Here is an 18,076-nt window from a genome sequence, read left to right as displayed (position 1 = left end):
TCCTCTAGAAAGGGGCTGGGGGTGTGTTTCCGCCTCGGCCTTTGAGCGGGATTGGGTTGTATCCATTCTGCAAAATCCAACCCTGAATAACCTCTAGAACACCTTCAACGTGATACTTTGCATCTTGTTCTGTAAAGCGCAAAAATCTCACGCCAAGCGATTCCAACCGAGATTGTCGTTCTCGATCGCGCTTTTGCGCTTCCTCACTGTCATGGGAAGATCCATCAATCTCGATCGCCAGCATTAATTGTTTGCAGTAAAAGTCTACTATGAATTCATCGATAGGCCGTTGGCGATCGAAATCATAGCCCATGATTTGTTTGCCTTTGACATATTTCCAAAGACTGATCTCGCCTGGGGTCATATTGTTGCGCAACTGGCGAGCAAATTCCTTAAGTTTGGGGTTATAGGGGATGATGTGGTATCTCATAAAGTTGAAGATACGTAATTGTGATTTATCTTATGATACCCCTCCCATAGGTGGTTTCCTTGGTGGCTAAATCCAAAATCCAAAAAATAATATCCGATCGCACCTCACCTTTACCCGATCGTGGCACAATCTGTTTCACACTATTAGTCAACCAAACCAAAGGAGGAATTTTATCATGTGGCTGTTAATCATTAAATGTTCTGCGGAAAGCTGGACTCTCAATTCCAAAGCTTTCAAAGTCATTGCTGACAAATATCCGGCTACGCCTCTTTCTTCCAAAAAGATGAAAGGCGACGGTGAACGGATCATGGAATATCAGATTGAGAATGTCAATGATGTAGAGGATTTTATGGAAGAATGCTTGACTTTAGAGGGCTTTACTGCTAGTTTTGAATCTCTGTAAATCTAAAATTGACTGAGAGTGCGATCGCCCAAATCGACTAAAATAATTCTAGGATTGGCGATCGCAACTTTCCCCAGCATGGTTAAAATTAGTTAGAGCTACGAATGCGCCCGTTGTAATTGACTGTGATGCTTCCATCTTGGGAAACAGTAACAACCGTCTCTACCGTATAGACAGACGAACCGGGTTTGTAACCTTGAAAAGTAAATGTCCAAGTACCATCGCCGTTGTCAACAAAAGGCGATTCTGCTGATGCACCGTGCATCGATGCTTCGGCTCGATATTGTCCCAAACCTCCGTTAGCATTTTCTGCTGCTTGACGGGCTAAGTTTTTGGCTCGATTCAGTTCGATGTTATTGGAAATAACTGTAATATCGGTGAGTTGACTTTGAGAAGAGCGAAGGGGATTGCTCAAGGCGGGGGAGACTCCAACAGCTAAGGTTGAAAGCGCTATCAAACAAGTCAGTCGGGTGTTTAGTTTCATAATACAAACTCTTTATAGTTTCTAAACTCTACAGGGCTTGCGCTAACATACCCGGAATAGAGAATACGGCGGTTGAAACCGCGTCTACACAAACGATGTCCGAGATCAGAGGGACTCAAGAAAATAACGTAAAATATAATTTTTACCGGTTTTCTTCAACCCGCGTCGGCGGGTTTTGTTTTTGTAGACGCGAATTCTATTCGCCCGGTTTTCTTCAACCCGCGTCGGCGGGTTTTGTTTGTGTAGCCGCGAATTCCATTCGCCCGGTTTTCTTCAACCCACGGAGGCGGGTTTTGTTTGTGTAGCCGCGAATTCCATTCGCCCGGTTTTCCTCAAACCAATTTTACAGTGAATCAATTAATTTTTAATTTTCACTTTTGAATCTGCGGGCGTTTCCCCATCGTTCAAATAGCGGTAAGTCATTTTAGAAATATCCCGAATCAATGTTTGAGCTGGTTTCTCTGTTTCCGCCGGATGCTTCACCATCACCGCTACTAAATAACGCTTACCGTTTGGCAAATCCACCATCCCTGCATCGGCTAGCATTGTATTTATGTTGCCCGTTTTGTGAGCAATCACTGCTCCTTCGCCCAAGCCTCTCGGTAGCAAAGTATCGTTTTTAGTTTGGCGCATGATTTGCAAAATACGATCGCGCGATTTGACAGAAACCAAATTTCCGCGATCGATCTGGGCTATGATATTGATCAAATCCTTCGGGCTGGTAGTATTCGTTCCCTCCAAATCCGGCAACTTATTTCGCAACACCGTCGCCCTCAATCCCCAGTTGGCAAATTGCTGATTCAAAACCTCAGCACCTCCCAACAACTCAATCATCATATTTGTCGCCGTATTATCGCTGATCACAATCATTTTTCTGGCAACTTCCAAAGCCGAATATTTCTTACCAGGCCCGTCATCTTGCATATCTCCAGAACCGCCCACAATATTTTCCGGCTTCACCGTTAACATCTGATCTAACTGGATTTTGCCCTCGTCTACTGCTTGGAAAAAAGCTACTAAAATTGACACTTTAATTGTGCTCGCTGAAGCAAAAGGAGTATCGCCGTTAAAATTTAGGTAGCTTCCACTATCTAAATCAACTAGAAATATTCCTGCTGTCAAAGTAGGATTTTCTGTTGCTAAAACCTGAACTTCCGTTTTCAAAGCTGCTAATTCTTGATTCAATTGCAATGCTTCTGGGGCGGCTGGGGCTGCAATTGCGCTATCGGCTGGGTTCTTGCCTGCGGGCGTTTCTTGTGTCGCTACACTCGATCGACTCACAGCATTTACCACTGACAGCAGCGTACCGCAAATCACCGCAATCCCAACTCCCAAAATCAGCAACCGAGTAGCGTATACCAACGGTGGCACGTTCCGAGTTGCAGAGCGTTTGCCCGGTCTCTGGCTCGATTGCGAGCGTGGCTTCGGCACGGGAGCTTTTTTGAGCTTGGGGGCTATTACCGAGTCTGGAATGCTCTCTGGTGGTGTGCTGGCTCGACTTTTTCGAGGTGCGAGGGGAGTTGTAGTTTGGGTTTCGCTGATGGGATTGCTGGCGGGAGTGCTGACAGGAGAAGTCGGTTCGGGAAAAACGAACATATCCACAGCAGCGAGGCCTTTTTTACGCGGTTGGCGAGTCTTCGACTGGGGAGTTTTGGTAGTTCGGGGTTTTCTGGGATTAATCGCCGATTGGGGATTTGACAAAAAGTCCTGCGCGCTCAATTCTGCGGCGGTAGGTGCGGGAGTATTGGCTCTACTTCTCTTGCTGCGGCTTGGTTGTGGTGGGAAAGTCGCAGGTTCTGATGTTGGAATTTCCGGGCCGTTTGGCGGTTGAGGAGGGCGGCGGCTACCGGATTTGCCAGACTGACTTGCTTTGCCGGATTTAGGCGGCTTTGGGCCGGAGTCGGCAGAGGCCAGCGAGGACATCACTGATAATATCGATCGTTTGGGAAACCGCTCTGCCACGTCTTACTCCTTGTACACTGTAAAGTTTAAGTTTAAGATTTTTTAGCTTACCAGCCAATCAATTTGAGATTTTGGATTTGAGATTTTGGATTGATCCCAAACGCACCCGTGGTATCAAAAACCGGGTTGATTGCTGGGAAATTACCTTAAAGCGTAGGTTTTTAGTCAAGAAACCCGGTTTCTTTGGTGACAAGTGGGTAGGTCAAGTTGTCACCAAAAATTGTTAATCTCACATCCCAAATTATCACCATTTGCCCTAAGTATCCGTTGGATTTTCGGGCAGAGCCCCATCAAGAATATCAGAAACTGGCGATCGCGGATAACTTTTTAATCCCCATTCTGTTTGACGAATCACGCCCCGTAGCATGGCGACTTCATCCACTGTCGGATAAGCGCGATTGTACAAACGCCGAAATTTTTCCATCCGACTTGCTGCTGTGTGCGGCTGCAAATAGCCAATTTTCAGCAGCAGCGTTTCTAGTTGCTGGTAATATCCCTCTAAATTTTCCAAGGGAGCACTGTTGGGGGGAGGAGAGGGGGAGAGGGGGAGAGGGGGGGATTGGGAGAGGGGGAGAGGGGGGGATTGGGAGAGGGGGGGATTGGGAGAGGGGGAGAGGGGGGGATTGGGAGAGGGGGAGAGGGGGGGATTGGGAGAGGGGGAGAGGGGGAGAGGGGGGGATTGGGAGAGGGGGGGATTCGGAGAGGGGGAGAGGGGGAGAGGGGGGGATTGGGAAAATATTGCCTCTTCCTTATTCCTTGTATCTGTTAAATCCGTTACAGAATTTGTTACCGAACTTCCTTCTTCCTTCTTCCCTCTTCCTTCTTCCTTCTTCCTTCGGAAACCTTCCTCGCGATACAACTCATAACAACAAATAGCCACAGCTTGTGCAAGATTTAGGGAAGTGTAAGCATCGCTGCTGGGAATCCGAATCAAGCGCTGGGCGCGGTTTAATTCGCTGTTAGTCAATCCACAGTCTTCTCGACCAAAAATTAGGGCGCTGGGGGCTTCTAGCAACCAAGGTAAGGCATCTGCTGGTGCTTCTAGCTGCATTGGGTGCGATCGACCATCATCTCCTGTAGTTGCGATCGCCCTGACACATCCTACCAAAGCAGCAGGCAAACTCTCAACAACCTTCGCCGTTTCCAGTATGTCAGCAGCGCGCACAGCCATCAATCGGGCTTCTTCCCCTAAATGATCGCACTGGGGATTTACCAAAATTAATTGGCGCAAACCCATATTTTTCATGACGCGGGCTACTGAACCCACGTTTAATGGCCCTGCGGGTTCGACTAAGACTATTCGGATGTTGGCTAATGCCGTTGCGACCATTTTTACTGGGAGATATTTTGCTGAATTGAGAGTTATTGCATAAATCTTGGAATTATAGAGAAACCGCAGATTTAATGCAGATTAACCTGCATCACAGGGGATTTAAGCGCCCACCTTTAGGTGGATTGTTTTTAGGCTGGGGCTTAAATCCCCTGCCTAAAAACTTCGCTGTCAACTGTCAACTGTCAACTGTTAAGCAGATTAACGCAGATTAACGCAGATAATTTAAGATGACGTATTGTCAAAATTAGCATGGCTAAGCAGCGATTGAAGTCCGATTTACCGACGAAGATGTGTCCTGTGTGCGATCGACCTTTTACTTGGCGCAAAAAATGGGCCGACTGCTGGGATGAGGTAAAATACTGTTCGGATCGCTGTCGCCGTCGCCGCAATAGTACAGAAAATTAAGAATGTCTTGCTATTTGCCAAACTGAGGCTAAAATTGCAAAGGAAAAATTTTAGGTTAAAGTATGGCATCGCAACAGGTGGAACCAAAGCTAGTTATTCACGGCGGTGCCGGTAGTTGTCTGCAAAGCAAGGGCGGAATTGAAGCGGTGCGCAAATCGCTTTACGATGTTTTGGAGGCAGTTTATCCGCTGCTGAAAGACGGTGCAAGTGCCGTAGATGCAGTCGTGCAGGGCTGTCGGTTGTTGGAAGATGACCCGCGATTTAATGCCGGTACGGGTTCTGTGGTACAGTCGGACGGGCAAATTCGGATGAGTGCTTCGCTGATGGACGGTTTGGCTCAGCGTTTCAGTGGCGCGATTAATGTTGCTCGTGTGCAAAATCCGATCGAACTTGCTAAGTTTTTGCAGACTTCGGACGATCGCGTACTATCAGATTATGGTGCGGCGGAATTGCTGCGAGAACTTCATTTGCCGATTTACGATCCGATGACGGATTTGCGTTTGCACGAGTGGATGCAGGAACGTCAAGGTAATTTTAACAGAGCAATGGCTAATGTGGTGGCGGAACCTGCGGGTGTTGGCACGATCGGAGTTGTAGCTTTGGATACTCAGGGATGTTTGGCTGCTGGAACATCGACTGGCGGTAAGGGTTTTGAGCGCATCGGGCGGGTTAGCGACTCTGCTATGCCGGCGGGAAATTACGCGACGGGCAATGCGGCGGTTAGCTGTACGGGTATCGGCGAGCACATCATGGATGAGTGTTTAGCGGCGCGAATTGTGATTCGGGTAACGGATGGTTTGAGTTTGAAGGCTGCTTTTGAGCGTTCTTTTGCGGAAGCTGACGATCGCAAACGAGATTTTGGTGCGATCGGGATTGATGCTAGCGGTGCGATCGCGATCGGCAAAACTAGCGAGATCATTCTCGGTGCTTTTCACAACGGTACGCAAATGGGCGATACTTTGGAAGCAAACAAAGGAACGTTGGTTTTTGTTGCTTAGAAAAGCGGTTTGATTTTCCGTAACAAAACCCGATCTTGATTGGTAATTACGATGGTGCGCAGTGCGAACCTTACTGATAATTCGTAGGGTGTACACTGCGTACCATCCCCTTAGTTAACCGATGCTTAGGTGGCACGCTATAAAGTCAACCGGTGTGCAGTGCACACCCTACAAACTAGATATTTAATTAGTGATTCTTCGTCAAACTGTGCGCAGTGCACACCATACAAACTAGATATTTAATTAGTGATTCTTCGTCAAACTGTGCGCAGTGCACACCATACAAACTAGATATTTAATTAGTGATTCTTCGTCAAACTGTGCGCAGTGCACACCCTACAAACTAGATGTTTAATGAGTGATTCGTAGGGTGCGCACTGCGCACCATCCCCCGATATTTAATAGGTAATTTATTAAATTCGCAACTGCCAAAGTTTAACAGTACCATTATCGCTGCCGCTAACCAAAGTTTCGCTCAACTGCCCGATCGCCACCGCCGACACAGGGCTAGAATGTCCATCCAAAGTATGCAACAATTCGCCACGAAGATTCCAAATCCTAACAGTTCCATCAAAACAGCCCACTGCAAAGTATTTCCCATCCGGGCTAATCGCGGCGGCGGAAGTGATGCGAATTCCTGTTTGCAGCGAATGCAATAATTCGCCTGTTTGCAAATTCCACAGTGCGATCGTTTTATTCCCGTGACATACGAGAGTTTGGCTGTCGGGAGTAATTGCCACATAATTTTCGCTGCCAAATGTTCGCCGCACTTCTCCCCCCGGCAATTCCCACAAAGTGACGGTGGCGCGACAGAAACCGCTGGCTGCATTCAGCCCGCTGGCTATTAACGTTTTGCCGTTGGGACTCAGGGCGATCGCACTTATGTCATCCCCTTGATAGCCTTTCAAAACTTGCAACAGTTGGCCGCTATTGAGGTGTTGCAGCTTGACAGTGCCACAGGTGGTGCCGATCGCCAAAATTTGCCAGTCGGGGCTTACGGCGACGGATTCGTGGCGGTGTACGTCTGCTAAGCGCTTCAGCAGTTCGCCGTTTTGCAGGTTCCAGAGTTTGACTGTGCCCGCGCGCGATCGAGTCAGCAGCGTTTTGCTAGCGGGGCTGAAAGCAACTAGCAATACGGCTGTTGAATGTCCGCAAATAGTCCGCAACAGTTCCCCGCTGTGCAAACTCCAAACCTTCACTGTACTGTCGTGGGAACCTGTTGCGAGTAATTCTCCGTCGGGACTGATCGCGGCGGATAGAATGCTGTCTGAATGCTGGAGGGTGGCTTTTAAGGTTGCGCCGGATGAGGTTTTTGGTTGTTTTTTATACCCGGCTATTACCAGCCAGTCGATCGCATCTCTCCAATTTTTGAGGGCATTTCTCGGCCGATTTGTCAGCGTTTCTATATATCGATACAAAGTTTTGGATAAGTCAACTTCTACACCTTTGATTTGTTTGTTGAGAAGTGCCGCAATTTCGGCCGGGCTGCAACCGCACAGCAAGCCGCACAAGTGCCTTTTTTCCACGGGTGTCAGCCCTCTTCGGGTGTGCGGGGCAAATTCTAGTTTGGCGTTGGCCAAGTCGGTGTAAAGCTTTTCGATGTCCCAGTCGCGGGTAGCCCGTGTAAAAGGTTCTTCTGGTCGATCGAGGGTTGAGGGTGTCATTTGTGGCAGTCGCGATCGAGTTCCTAGTCAAATTCCTAACCAAAATCCTAACATTCGCTGTGCGCGATCGAACTGCTTTCACCGCTAATCTATTTTTAACACAGCAAACAACCAAAAGAGTTTCGGGTAAAAAATCTGCGGAAATCCTGACTTCTACAGTTTGCTAAATAATTCTACATTAACCGGAGAAACAAAATGCCTGGTATTGCGATCGCCTTATTTTTTGGCCTCGGTTTGATTTTAAGTCTTGTTGGCTATATTTGGGGATTAGTTCAAGCTTTCGGACAGGAAACTTTTTGGGGAGTGCTTTACTTAATTGTACCCTGTGCTGCCTTAGTTTTTTATATCAAAAATTGGAGCAATCAACAAATTAGAAAAACTTTCTTGATTCAATGTGCTGGCTTGCTAATGTTTATTTTGGGAGGTCTTACTACTTCAGTATTTTATGGCGCAAATTTTACAAACAGCCCGGATTCTGAGCTGAATCAAGAACTAAAAAATAACAATCCATCGCCCTCTTCTTTTCCTGGGGATCTTAACACTTCTCCATCACCAAGTCAAAAATCACCTCCGAGTTCTGGGCTATCTTCTCAAAGTTCTCTAGCACCCGATAGCAAAGATGAGTTCAAACAATCGATGAAACTCGGCTATGTCTACTACGCGCAGCGAGACTATCCAACGGCTTTAATCCATTTTAACAAAGCTTTGCAGGTGCGTCCTGGCGATGCTTATGCTGTCAAGGCTATTGAAAATACCAAAAGCGCGTTAGCGAAGCCCTCGAAGAGGATCGTCCAAGCAAAGGCTAAATAACCCACATACACATTCACTTGAAATTGATTAAACATAAAATCATGAAACAGACATCAGATAAACTAAAATTCGTAGAAATGTTCGCATTTTGGATACAGCTATTTGTTGGGGGGAGTTTTTTATTGGTCGGTTTGTTTGGGGGTTTGTCTTCTGGCAGTTTTTTCGTTTATTTATTTGCTGTAGTTGGTTTGCTGTTGATGATATTCGTAGAGATTGAGACAATTACATTTGACAAAAATCTCGGTCATCTGACTATCAAGCGGCATAAACCACTCATTGCCAAGACGAAACTTATCAAACACCTACTTCAAGATATTTCAGGTGTGGAAATACAGGAAATGTCAAGTAGCGAGAGCAATACCTATCGTGTCTGTCTTGTGTTGCACTCAGGTAAGCAACGTGTTCCTCTAACTTCTTCCTTCAGCACTGGTTTAGGAAGCAAGCACAAAAAAGCCGAAGTCATTGCGACATTTTTGGATATCCGAAATTACGGTCTTGATGGCTTTCCCACAGACAACTCTAACGAACTTAAATGGGAGACTATAGCAGAGGAAATTACCCACTGGGAAACTGCAATCAAAAGTGATTCTAATGATGCTGATGCTCACCTGAGATTGGGATTAGCTTTGATACTTCAAGACAAAACAAAAAATAAAGAACAAGCAATGGGCTATCTAAAACAGGCCGAGACTTTGTTCAAAGCTCAAGGCTGTGACGAAGAAGCTATGCAGGCTGCTCAACTTTACGGCGCGGCTTATTGGGGAATGCTGGGAAAGTGAGGTTCAGATGCAGTCTTGGATACACTCCGACTGAAGAAACCAAACCGGGTTTTTTTGCAAAAATACTTCGTTGTAATCCGCAGATTCAGTAAAAAGTCCGGTTTATGGGTTTTATCTAAGTCCTAATTATCCGACATCTAAACTTTACAGCCAAGTTTGAATAAACTCTTGTGGGGAGTAGGAGTTAGGCATCTTGCCCGCCCTCAACATACAATAATTATGACTTTTATGAATTTAATTAATGAATTATATGAATTGACCTGAAAAGAAAACTGTTTAATAATTGTAGTTAAGAGCTTTTCTGTAGAAATCATAGGAAAACTAAATTTTTCAGTCAAAACTCTGCAAAATTTTGTAAAAAATTTCAATTAATTACACGGGAGCTAATACCTAAGATGAAAGTTATCAAAAAAACCGAACATCTTCTAAAGCTTAATAATTTAGGAGAAATGATTTATGGTGCGATATCTCCTACAGTATGGGTAACGGGATTTTCAGGAATACCTTTATTTATGATGCTCTTGATTATGGCATCTGCTGGAGTGGAAAGACTTTCCTGCAACAAAATTGAGCCAAAAATCGCAACTTGCGAACTCAGTAGATCGAGTTTTATGGGGTTAAAGCAAGGCGAATTAATCTCGATCGAGCAAGTCCAGGGAGCTAGATTTGAGACAAGCAAGACTACTGATAGTGATGGCAACCCCATGACTGTGAACCATGTATTTTTGGTGACGAAGGAAGGGGAATTATTGCTAGCCAATCAAAGTACCGAGGATGCAAATTCGTTCAATAAATATATACAAACCTCGACCGGAGGGTTGGTGATAGAAAAAGATAATCGGTTATTAAGTTTTGGGATAATGCTTTTTCCTAGCTTGTTTTTAGTTATTGGTTTTGGAGTCTTTTCTGGTGTATTGCGTTCTTTTATTGTTGAAACTTACATTTTTGACAAAAATGCAAGTACCTTAACTATGAAGAAAAAAGGAATATGGGTGAATGAAGTTTCTGAACGCTCGCTCGCTGAAATTTCAGAAGTCGAATTAGAAACAAAACACACCGAAAATGGTATCTTATGCAAGGTGTATTTGCTAACCAATGGGGGCGATCGCCTCTTTTTAAGTAGTAGTTTGAATCATAAAAAACAACAAAAAATGGCTGATTTAATTCGCAGCTACCTCAACCGGCGATCCGTCTGAATAAATACACCGATCTCAAAACCGATCTGGAAAATTCTGCAAAATATGTTAATCAATTAAACGGGAGTTGATACCTAATATGAAAGTCATTAAAAACACCGAACATCTTCTAAAGCTTAATAATTTAGGAGAAATGATTTATGGTGCGATATTTTTTACAGTATTGGCAAGTTAATTTTTAGGAATATCTTTCATGAAACTTATAAAACAAACACCCAATCAACTAACAATTCAAACTTGTACATTCTGGGATGGTTTGTTATTGATTTCTCCTTTCATAGTAATTGGCTTATTGCTGATTATTTTTGCGTCAAATTGGATAGGTGGAGGTATATTTTTGTTGTTTTCGCTGTGTTTGTTGGACGGCGCAATAGATGAAATCTATGTTTTTGATAAAAGTTGTGGCAAAATGACTGTTAAACGACGGGGTTTGTGGCTGAATCGTGTTACACAACGCTCAACTCGCAATATTTGTGCGGTGGAATTAGACGCAATAGCAGATAGCGAGGGGAATCTCAGCTACTATGTTGATTTGTTGATGTTGGGGGGCGATCGCGTTTGTTTGGGAAGTAATGCGAGCGGCAAAGAACAGCAAAAAATTGTTGACTTGATTTGCGAGTATCTGAATTTAGCATCGCGCCAGTCAGCTAACGGGATTAAAAATGAGAGAATTGTGTTATTTTGACGCGCACAGTCTCATATTTCTTTGCTAAAGCTGTTGATGGTAGCTAAAGCTCTAATTGCTCAAATTTTTCAACGTTTTGATGCGTTTATTTAAGATTGTTCGCCACGCCGCAGCCTACATCCAACCAAGGCGCAAGTAAACTCGCGACATTAATTGTAGGCGAGAAATATTTAAGCTAATCTATGAGTAATACAAAATCCGACTTAAATACCCCCTTGATTCTTTAGTGCTTCTGGCCTAGAACGAAAGGAAAGTTTGGGATGCGTTTCAACCGCCCGGTAAGAGCGAGGGGTTTTTCACGCGGATTGGGTATAATCGCAGTTACGCATCAATTTTTGGGCTAGTCTGCGAGTATAGCCCGAATATCTAGGTTAAAAAATTAAGTCGATCGCACTTTAATAGCGTAACTTATGGGTAGAATAACAAATACTTTCGCTCCCTCGAACCTCAAATAATATATAACTTAACAATTCGCTATAGCTCGATCGGGAAGTGGATTTGTAGCATCGTTTTAGGAATAAAAGGGTGAATTAAATGAAAATAATCAAGCACACAGCAAGTGAACTAATCATTCAGACTCAAAACATATTTGATTTTTGGTTCTACAGTTGTTTATTCATGACCTGCGGGCTGATATCTCTGGCTTTTCACTATCATGCAGCTACCCTGATCTGCCAGCGATTGCAGCAAAAACAAGGAAGTTGTCAGATTGTGCGATCGAATTTACTGGGCTCGAACATCCAAGAAATTCAGCTTGATTCTTTGCGGGGGGCGAAAGTTCAAAGCTGCGGGTATAAAAGCAGAGTCGTGCTTTTGACGAGTGTTGGCGATGTTCCTTTTACTCCTAACTCGACTAACTGGGGGAATAAAGAGGCTGCTGCTTCTGATATCAATTTTTTTGTTAAAAATGCAAAACGTCGGTTGCTGCGCTTAAGTCAAGACGATCGCTGGCTGGGATGGACAGGAGGTATATTTTTGCTCGCGGGAGTCGCAGCCCTCCTGTTGGGAAATAATGAAACCTACAGCTTCGATGGAACTTTAAACACTTTGACTGTCAAACAGCGGGGTTTGTTGGTACGTAAAGTCATTCAACACTCTCTGTGCGAGATTTATGGGGTGGAAGTCGATCGCACCAAAGATCGGGAGCATGACATTTGGTACGAAGTCAGATTGTTAGTTTCTGGCGGTTCTCGCATATCTCTGCCCCACACTATGAACCCCTATGAGCAAGCAAAAATCGCCAAAGCGATTAACAACTATCTGCACGCGCGATCGCACTATTGAACTTTGGTAGTTTGTAGGGTGTGCACTGCGCACCGGTTGACTTTCACGCCGATCGCACCGACATAGGTTAACCCGCCGGTGCGATGGGCGCACTCTACAAGACTAGCCGGTGCGCATTGCGCACCCTACAGAAGAATGTGCGCACATATAATGTTATTTTTCCGGTTCTTTTAACTTCCAACCAGGTTTGACAACTTGCCGCGATCGGGCAACTACTAAACAGTCATTCGGCACATCTTCTGTAACTACAGAACCCGCCGCTACGGTAACATCTTCTGCCAAAGTTATTGGTGCCACCAGCACGCTATTGGCACCGATTTTAGTCCGATCGCCTATTTGAGTTTTGTGCTTATTTTTGCCGTCGTAATTGGCGGTAATTGTCCCAGCACCGATGTTGACTTTTTCTCCCAAATTCGCGTCGCCCAAATAAGACAAGTGAGCAACATTAGTGCGATCGCCAATTTGAGTATTTTTCAATTCTACAAAATTGCCGACGCGACAGTTCGCCCCTATTTGCGCGTGTCCCCGCAGGTGTGCGTAAGGCCCAATTCGCGAATTTTCCGCCACAATACTATCAGAAATTACCGAATAAAGCACAGTCACATTTTCCCCTATTTGACTGTTTTCGATCAAACTACCGGGGCCGATGCGACTCCCAGAGGCGATCGAAGTTTTACCCCGCAGATGCGTTTGCGGTTCAATTACCACCTCCGGCTGCAACTCTACGGTATCGTCGATCGTGATGCTGTTGGCATCGATCAGCGTCACGCCGGCTTTCATCCACTTATCCTTTACCCGCGTTTGCAAAATATCGGAAGCTGTGGCTAAATGTTTGCGATCGTTAATTCCCAAGATTTCTTGATAATCTTCAACATCCACCGCCATCACCGGAGAGAGAATACTTACCGTATCAGTTAGGTAATATTCTTTTTGGTCATTGTCTGCTTTCAAATTTGGCAAAATCTTCTCTAAATGCGGCCAGTGAAAACAGTAAACACCTGCATTAATTCGCTGGTTTTGCTTTTGCTCTTTCGTGCAGTCGCGGTCTTCGATAATTTGCTGAACTAAGTTTTGACTGTCGGTAAATACTCGCCCGTATCCTTGAGGATTTGGCAAATTAGCTGTCAATATAGTAGCAGAGTTTTTGTGCTGTGTGTGAATTGCCATCAATTGTTTGATAGTTTCTGCCCTCAGCAAAGGTACATCGCCATTTAAGACCAGCAAATCTCCTTGAAATCCCTTTAAGTGAGGCAGCAATTGCTGGATGGCGTGACCGGTTCCCAATTGTTCGGTTTGTTCGACAAATTCTAGGGGAGGAGATTCAGGATTCTCTGGTATTTCTTGACCTCCTATCAGTGATTGTTGAACGAGTTTTCCTCGATAACCGACGATAACAAGTCGCCGGGAAATTTGAATTTCTTGACAACTTTCGAGGACTCGCTCAACTAGGGTTCGCCCGCCCAATTCGTGTAGAACTTTGGGCAAGTCAGATTTCATGCGCGTGCCGCGTCCAGCAGCTAAGATTGCTATTGCTATCATTGTGCGATCGAGCTATTTGCTATAAAAACTAGAATATTGACAAACTGATGATATCACTCGCTGTCCGTCGATGGTAGTGCGATCGCACAATTTTTTAATCTCCAATCTCGAATTCGGGTGTGCGGCGTCTTTTTGCAGCCGGATGTCCGTTTGAGACGCTACGCTTGCGGTTTGACTTGATGTCGCTGGGGTAGATAGAGCTCCGGGCGAGGTATCAAATTTCTGAGGACTGAAGTCCTTACTAAGAGCCTAACTCAGGTTCGTAGTAAGCACTGAAGTCCTTCCCCAAGGGATACGAGGGGGATCGAGAGTGATAATTTGGATCTGTCAGCTTGGATTTACCGAGATAGATTATACTATTCGTTGAATTTCAGTTATGGTGTTTTCAGCTAAAAAAACTATTAGTTGCTTCTTCCTCCTCCTTCCTCCTTCCTCCTTCCTTCTTTTTAGCCGCTCGCGTAGCCTTTCATACCTTCTTCCTTCTTCCTTCTTCCTTCTTCCTTCTTCCTTCTTCCTTCTTCCTTTCTGCATTATCAGATGTCCAGCTATGACAGAGATCAATTTTCAGGAACTTGCCAAGCAGGGAAATCCACAGGCGATCGCATCTTGGCTCAATAGCAAGTTACAATCTGAAGGGATCGCAGCCTCTGCGAATCTCGACGGTGACTGTTTGGATGTAATTCTGGAGGCCGAGCAAGTACCGATAGAAGATACATTAGTTGATTTTGTCCGCAGCCAACTGACGAATTTGCAGCCAGATTCGATTCACAAAGTGAAGGTTGAAGGGCGAGAAAGCGGTGAGATTGCGGCTGCTTGGAGTCAGGAGTTTAGTTTGGAGAGCAGCATTTTGGAACCACAAAGCTTTGCGGGAGAATCAGTGCAAAATACTGGGGTTGCTAATATGGACGATCGCACAGAAACGGAAAGCACAAATATGGATGAGGATAAATCGCCGGAATTTGCTGCATTTGAGCACCGGTTGCGATCGACTTTCATTGTCGTCGGGCTGGTAACGGGTATGTTGGCGATCGCCGTGGTGGCGTTTGTTGGTAAAATTTTAAACGAGCCACCAGCATCTGCGGGGAAAAATCCAGATGAAACTGCCAATGTAGTAGCAACTGCACCGGATACCTTTCGAGAGGCTGTTAACAGCGCCGTTAAAGCAGCAGAGTTAGGGCGATCGGCAAAAACGAAGGAAGATTGGGCGATCGTTGTCGATCACTGGCAAGAAGCGGTATCGTTGATGAGAAGAGTACCCGTATCCAGCGTCAACAATCAACTAGCTCAGACAAAAGTAATCGAGTATCAAAAATATCTGCTTTATGCTCAAGAATCAGCAGTAAATCCACCTCCCCTAGAGCCAACTCCCGCAACAGCCACAAAAGCAAAACCGGAAAAAGCAACTCCGAAAAAAGCTAATTCCGAAAAAGAAACTTCGGAGAAAGCAACTCCGAAAAAAGCTACTTCCGAAAAAGCCGAACCAGAAAAAGCAACTCCTAAGAAATCCACTTCCGAAAAAGCCGAACCAGAGAAGCGGTAAGGTACACATGGCGCAGTATGAATTAGCAAGTCCAAGACTGTAGATAAAACACAAATTTGCATAGTTATGAATGAGAATAATTTAATCGTTTCGCCTGAATGGTTGGCCACCAATGAAAATCCGCAAGTTGTAATTATTGACTGTCGGTTTGCCCTCGCTGACGCAGAATTGGGACAAAAACAATATCAAGAAAGTCACATTCCCGGAGCTTTCTATTTAGATTTAAACCGGGATCTAGCGAGTGCAGTTGGCACACACGGCGGCAGACATCCGCTGCCAAATATTATAGAATTAGCTGATAAATTGAGCGCGATCGGGATTAATTCATCAGAAACTTTGGTCGTAGTTTATGACGATTCGCGGCTGGCTTTTGCGTCTCGTTTGTGGTGGCTGTTGCGATATATGGGACACAGCAAAGTTGCTTTGTTAGACGGCGGTTTCAGTGCTTGGAAGGCGGCGGGATATCCGGTAACAGATGTTTTGCCCGATCGCCGCGACGGTAAATTCGTGGTGGAATTGCAGCCGGATCTGGCGGTTGATATTGAGGTTGTAAAACAGCGGAAAGACTTGCCGGAGAGGGTTTTGGTTGATTCGCGAGAAGGTGAGAGATACGAGGGCTTGCGGGAGCCGATCGACCCCATTGCAGGTCACATTCCGGGTGCTGTTAACTATCCTTGGCAAGGGGTGACGGATGAAACTGGAAAAGTGCGATCGATCTCCGAACAAAAACAGCGGTGGACGGAATTAGAAAAAGCCGAGGAAATCATCGTTTACTGCGGTTCCGGGGTGACAGCTTGCGTAAATTTATTGTCCTTAGAAATCGCGGGAATTCCCGATGCTAAACTCTATGTCGGTAGCTGGAGTGACTGGTGTTCCTATCAAATAAACATCGGCGGTTGAAATCGCATTTATACAACATTTTCTTCAACCCACGGAGGTGGGTTTTGTCTGTATAGACGCGGTTTCAACCGCCCGGTTTCTTCAACCCACGGAGGTGGGTTTTGTCTGTATAGACGCGGTTTCAACCGCCCGGTTTCTGTATAGACTCGGTTTCAACCGTCTTCTAAAAATCGAAATAAATATAAGGCAAACCGCCATCGGGGGCCAACACCCAAACTGCATACAAACAAAGCGGCACTAACACCAATTTCAACGGCCAATTTAACTCCAACTTCAAACCCCGACTCAGCGCATAATTCCCCAGCATTGCGGCAGCCACAGCCGCCAACATCCAAGTTAAATGCACTCTTTCCAAACCCAAAGCTTCCACATAAACTTTATTTGCAAACTGCACATCAGCAGTGTGTCCCCACAAATGCGAAATCGCCCATCCCGAATCCTTCAAATCGGGAAGCCGGAAAAATATCCAACTACCAAAAACCATCGCCTGAGTTAACAGCCAACCGATCGCAATCCCGATCGGATTTTCCCACAAAAACTCCATCCGCAACCGCTTAAAAGTCACATCCGTCACCCGGTGTACCGCCAAAGCCAAACCGTGCAAACCCCCCCACACAATAAATCCCCAAGCCGCCCCGTGCCAAATTCCCGCAATTAACATTACGATCGACAAATTGAGACAAGTGCGCCACAAACCGACACGCGAACCCCCCAAAGGAAAATACAAATAATTACGCAACCAATCCCCCAAAGTCATGTGCCAGCGCCGCCAAAAATCACCGATGCTGGTACTAAAATAAGGGAAATCAAAATTTGGTGGCAAATACCAACCCAACAGCAAAGCAGTACCGCGCGCCATGTCAACATAGCCACTAAAATCGAGATAAAGTTGCAGCCCGTAAGCAAAAATCGCCAGCCACAAATCCTCGCTACCCGCCCGCTGCAAGTTGGTAAAGCTTAAATCGACGTAAATTCCCAAGTTGTCGGCGAAAAGACCTTTTTTGACTGCACCAAATGCGATCGTCCAAAGTGCCTCAGAAATGCGATCGGGCGTGGGAAACTTCTGTGATTTAAGTTGATTGATCAAATTATGATAGCGAGTAATCGGCCCCGAAATCAGTTTCGGAAAAAACAACTTGTAAGCAGCAAAGTGCAGCAGCGAAGTAGCAGCCGGCGCGCCTCGGTACACGTCAATCAAATAAGCAATGCACTCAAAGCAAAAGAAACTCAATCCTAGGGGTGCCATGACGTGAGTTTTCACCCAGTTAGCGCTGTCTAAGGCGAAGGGCCAATTTAACAAAGTGCCGATCGAACTCAAGAAAAAAGGCACATACTTAAAACCCAAAAGCAGCAACACATTCAGCCCAATTCCGATCCAAAGCAGCAACAAACGGCGGCGATTCCAAGATTCATTCGCAATCCGCCAATCCAGAGGTTCCCCAATCGCCATCGCCAAGTAGTAATTAAACAAAACACCGACTAATAGCAGAGGAATGTACCAGATTTGCAGCGAAGCATAAAAGATCAGACTACCAGCCAACATGATAAACAGTCGCCACCATCGTAGGGGAACCAACCAGTAAGCCGCGAACAAAACTAACAGAAACAGGACATATTGAAGGGAGATGAAAGTCATTTTTCACAAATAAACAAGATCGGATATT

The 18,076-nt window shown here is 45.4% G+C and carries 18 protein-coding genes; 10 read left to right on the top strand and 8 right to left on the bottom strand.

The features are described 5' to 3' along the window. Positions 1 to 4: 4 nt before the first annotated feature. Complete coding sequence (locus QUB52_RS03470) at positions 5 to 430, bottom strand: endonuclease domain-containing protein (protein ID WP_332966874.1); 426 nt, start codon at positions 428 to 430, stop codon at positions 5 to 7. 175 nt (positions 431 to 605) lie between these two features. Between QUB52_RS03470 and QUB52_RS03465 the strand changes: the two genes are divergently transcribed. Further along, complete coding sequence (locus QUB52_RS03465) at positions 606 to 833, top strand: hypothetical protein (protein ID WP_265236279.1); 228 nt, start codon at positions 606 to 608, stop codon at positions 831 to 833. Between the two features lie 88 nt (positions 834 to 921). Here the strand turns inward: QUB52_RS03465 and QUB52_RS03460 are convergent, their stop codons facing one another. The 3 genes from QUB52_RS03460 to QUB52_RS03450 all read right to left on the bottom strand — a co-directional run bounded on the left by QUB52_RS03460 (position 922) and on the right by QUB52_RS03450 (position 4,609). After that, on the bottom strand, positions 922 to 1,317 hold the full coding sequence (locus QUB52_RS03460) for a hypothetical protein (protein WP_332973739.1): 396 nt from the start codon (positions 1,315 to 1,317) through the stop codon (positions 922 to 924). A 357-nt stretch (positions 1,318 to 1,674) separates the two neighbouring features. Next, positions 1,675 to 3,279, bottom strand: a complete 1,605-nt coding sequence (locus QUB52_RS03455; protein ID WP_332973738.1) for a serine hydrolase — start codon at positions 3,277 to 3,279, stop codon at positions 1,675 to 1,677. Between the two features lie 256 nt (positions 3,280 to 3,535). After that, complete coding sequence (locus QUB52_RS03450; RefSeq protein ID WP_332976116.1) at positions 3,536 to 4,609, bottom strand: RNA methyltransferase; 1,074 nt, start codon at positions 4,607 to 4,609, stop codon at positions 3,536 to 3,538. A gap of 252 nt (positions 4,610 to 4,861) precedes the next feature. On the opposite strand from QUB52_RS03450, the gene QUB52_RS03445 reads away from it, so the two are divergent. Next, positions 4,862 to 5,017, top strand: coding sequence for a DUF2256 domain-containing protein (locus QUB52_RS03445; RefSeq protein ID WP_265237541.1), 156 nt, complete (start codon positions 4,862 to 4,864; stop codon positions 5,015 to 5,017). A 62-nt stretch (positions 5,018 to 5,079) separates the two neighbouring features. Further along, positions 5,080 to 6,015, top strand: a complete 936-nt coding sequence (locus tag QUB52_RS03440) for an isoaspartyl peptidase/L-asparaginase (RefSeq protein ID WP_265237542.1) — start codon at positions 5,080 to 5,082, stop codon at positions 6,013 to 6,015. Positions 6,016 to 6,428: 413 nt separating this feature from the next. Here the strand turns inward: QUB52_RS03440 and QUB52_RS03435 are convergent, their stop codons facing one another. Continuing rightward, complete coding sequence (locus tag QUB52_RS03435) at positions 6,429 to 7,679, bottom strand: WD40 repeat domain-containing protein (protein ID WP_332966868.1); 1,251 nt, start codon at positions 7,677 to 7,679, stop codon at positions 6,429 to 6,431. 195 nt (positions 7,680 to 7,874) lie between these two features. On the opposite strand from QUB52_RS03435, the gene QUB52_RS03430 reads away from it, so the two are divergent. The 5 genes from QUB52_RS03430 (at position 7,875) to QUB52_RS03410 (ending at position 12,433) form a co-directional block, all read left to right on the top strand. Continuing rightward, on the top strand, positions 7,875 to 8,489 hold the full coding sequence (locus QUB52_RS03430) for a tetratricopeptide repeat protein (RefSeq protein WP_332974212.1): 615 nt from the start codon (positions 7,875 to 7,877) through the stop codon (positions 8,487 to 8,489). A gap of 41 nt (positions 8,490 to 8,530) precedes the next feature. After that, positions 8,531 to 9,268: a tetratricopeptide repeat protein gene (locus QUB52_RS03425; RefSeq protein ID WP_265237547.1), complete on the top strand. Its 738-nt coding sequence runs from the start codon at positions 8,531 to 8,533 to the stop codon at positions 9,266 to 9,268. A 395-nt stretch (positions 9,269 to 9,663) separates the two neighbouring features. Next, positions 9,664 to 10,464 carry a hypothetical protein gene (locus QUB52_RS03420; RefSeq protein ID WP_332974213.1) on the top strand — a complete coding sequence of 267 codons (801 nt, stop codon included), beginning with the start codon at positions 9,664 to 9,666 and terminating at the stop codon, positions 10,462 to 10,464. A gap of 193 nt (positions 10,465 to 10,657) precedes the next feature. After that, on the top strand, positions 10,658 to 11,149 hold the full coding sequence (locus QUB52_RS03415; protein ID WP_265237550.1) for a hypothetical protein: 492 nt from the start codon (positions 10,658 to 10,660) through the stop codon (positions 11,147 to 11,149). 534 nt (positions 11,150 to 11,683) lie between these two features. After that, complete coding sequence (locus tag QUB52_RS03410; protein WP_265237552.1) at positions 11,684 to 12,433, top strand: hypothetical protein; 750 nt, start codon at positions 11,684 to 11,686, stop codon at positions 12,431 to 12,433. A 153-nt stretch (positions 12,434 to 12,586) separates the two neighbouring features. Here QUB52_RS03410 and glmU read toward each other — a convergent pair whose 3' ends face one another. After that, on the bottom strand, positions 12,587 to 13,972 hold the full coding sequence (glmU, locus tag QUB52_RS03405) for a bifunctional UDP-N-acetylglucosamine diphosphorylase/glucosamine-1-phosphate N-acetyltransferase GlmU (RefSeq protein ID WP_332974214.1): 1,386 nt from the start codon (positions 13,970 to 13,972) through the stop codon (positions 12,587 to 12,589). Positions 13,973 to 14,323: 351 nt separating this feature from the next. Continuing rightward, complete coding sequence (locus tag QUB52_RS03400; RefSeq protein WP_332974215.1) at positions 14,324 to 14,533, bottom strand: hypothetical protein; 210 nt, start codon at positions 14,531 to 14,533, stop codon at positions 14,324 to 14,326. On the opposite strand from QUB52_RS03400, the gene QUB52_RS03395 reads away from it, so the two are divergent. Continuing rightward, positions 14,520 to 15,512 (top strand): hypothetical protein, encoded by a 993-nt coding sequence (locus QUB52_RS03395; protein WP_332974216.1) that lies wholly within the window; start codon positions 14,520 to 14,522, stop codon positions 15,510 to 15,512. The genes QUB52_RS03400 and QUB52_RS03395 overlap by 14 nt on opposite strands. A 66-nt stretch (positions 15,513 to 15,578) precedes the next feature. Then, positions 15,579 to 16,412 carry a sulfurtransferase gene (locus QUB52_RS03390; RefSeq protein WP_332974217.1) on the top strand — a complete coding sequence of 278 codons (834 nt, stop codon included), beginning with the start codon at positions 15,579 to 15,581 and terminating at the stop codon, positions 16,410 to 16,412. 163 nt (positions 16,413 to 16,575) lie between these two features. Here QUB52_RS03390 and QUB52_RS03385 read toward each other — a convergent pair whose 3' ends face one another. Continuing rightward, positions 16,576 to 18,048, bottom strand: coding sequence for an MBOAT family O-acyltransferase (locus tag QUB52_RS03385; protein ID WP_265237560.1), 1,473 nt, complete (start codon positions 18,046 to 18,048; stop codon positions 16,576 to 16,578). Between the last annotated feature and the right edge of the window lie 28 nt (positions 18,049 to 18,076).

The sequence above is a fragment of the Microcoleus sp. A6-C6 genome (assembly GCF_036705955.1).
Lineage (GTDB): Bacteria > Cyanobacteriota > Cyanobacteriia > Cyanobacteriales > Microcoleaceae > Microcoleus.
Note: the sequence above shows the minus strand (reverse complement) of the source record. Positions and strands in the feature narration are given on the sequence as shown.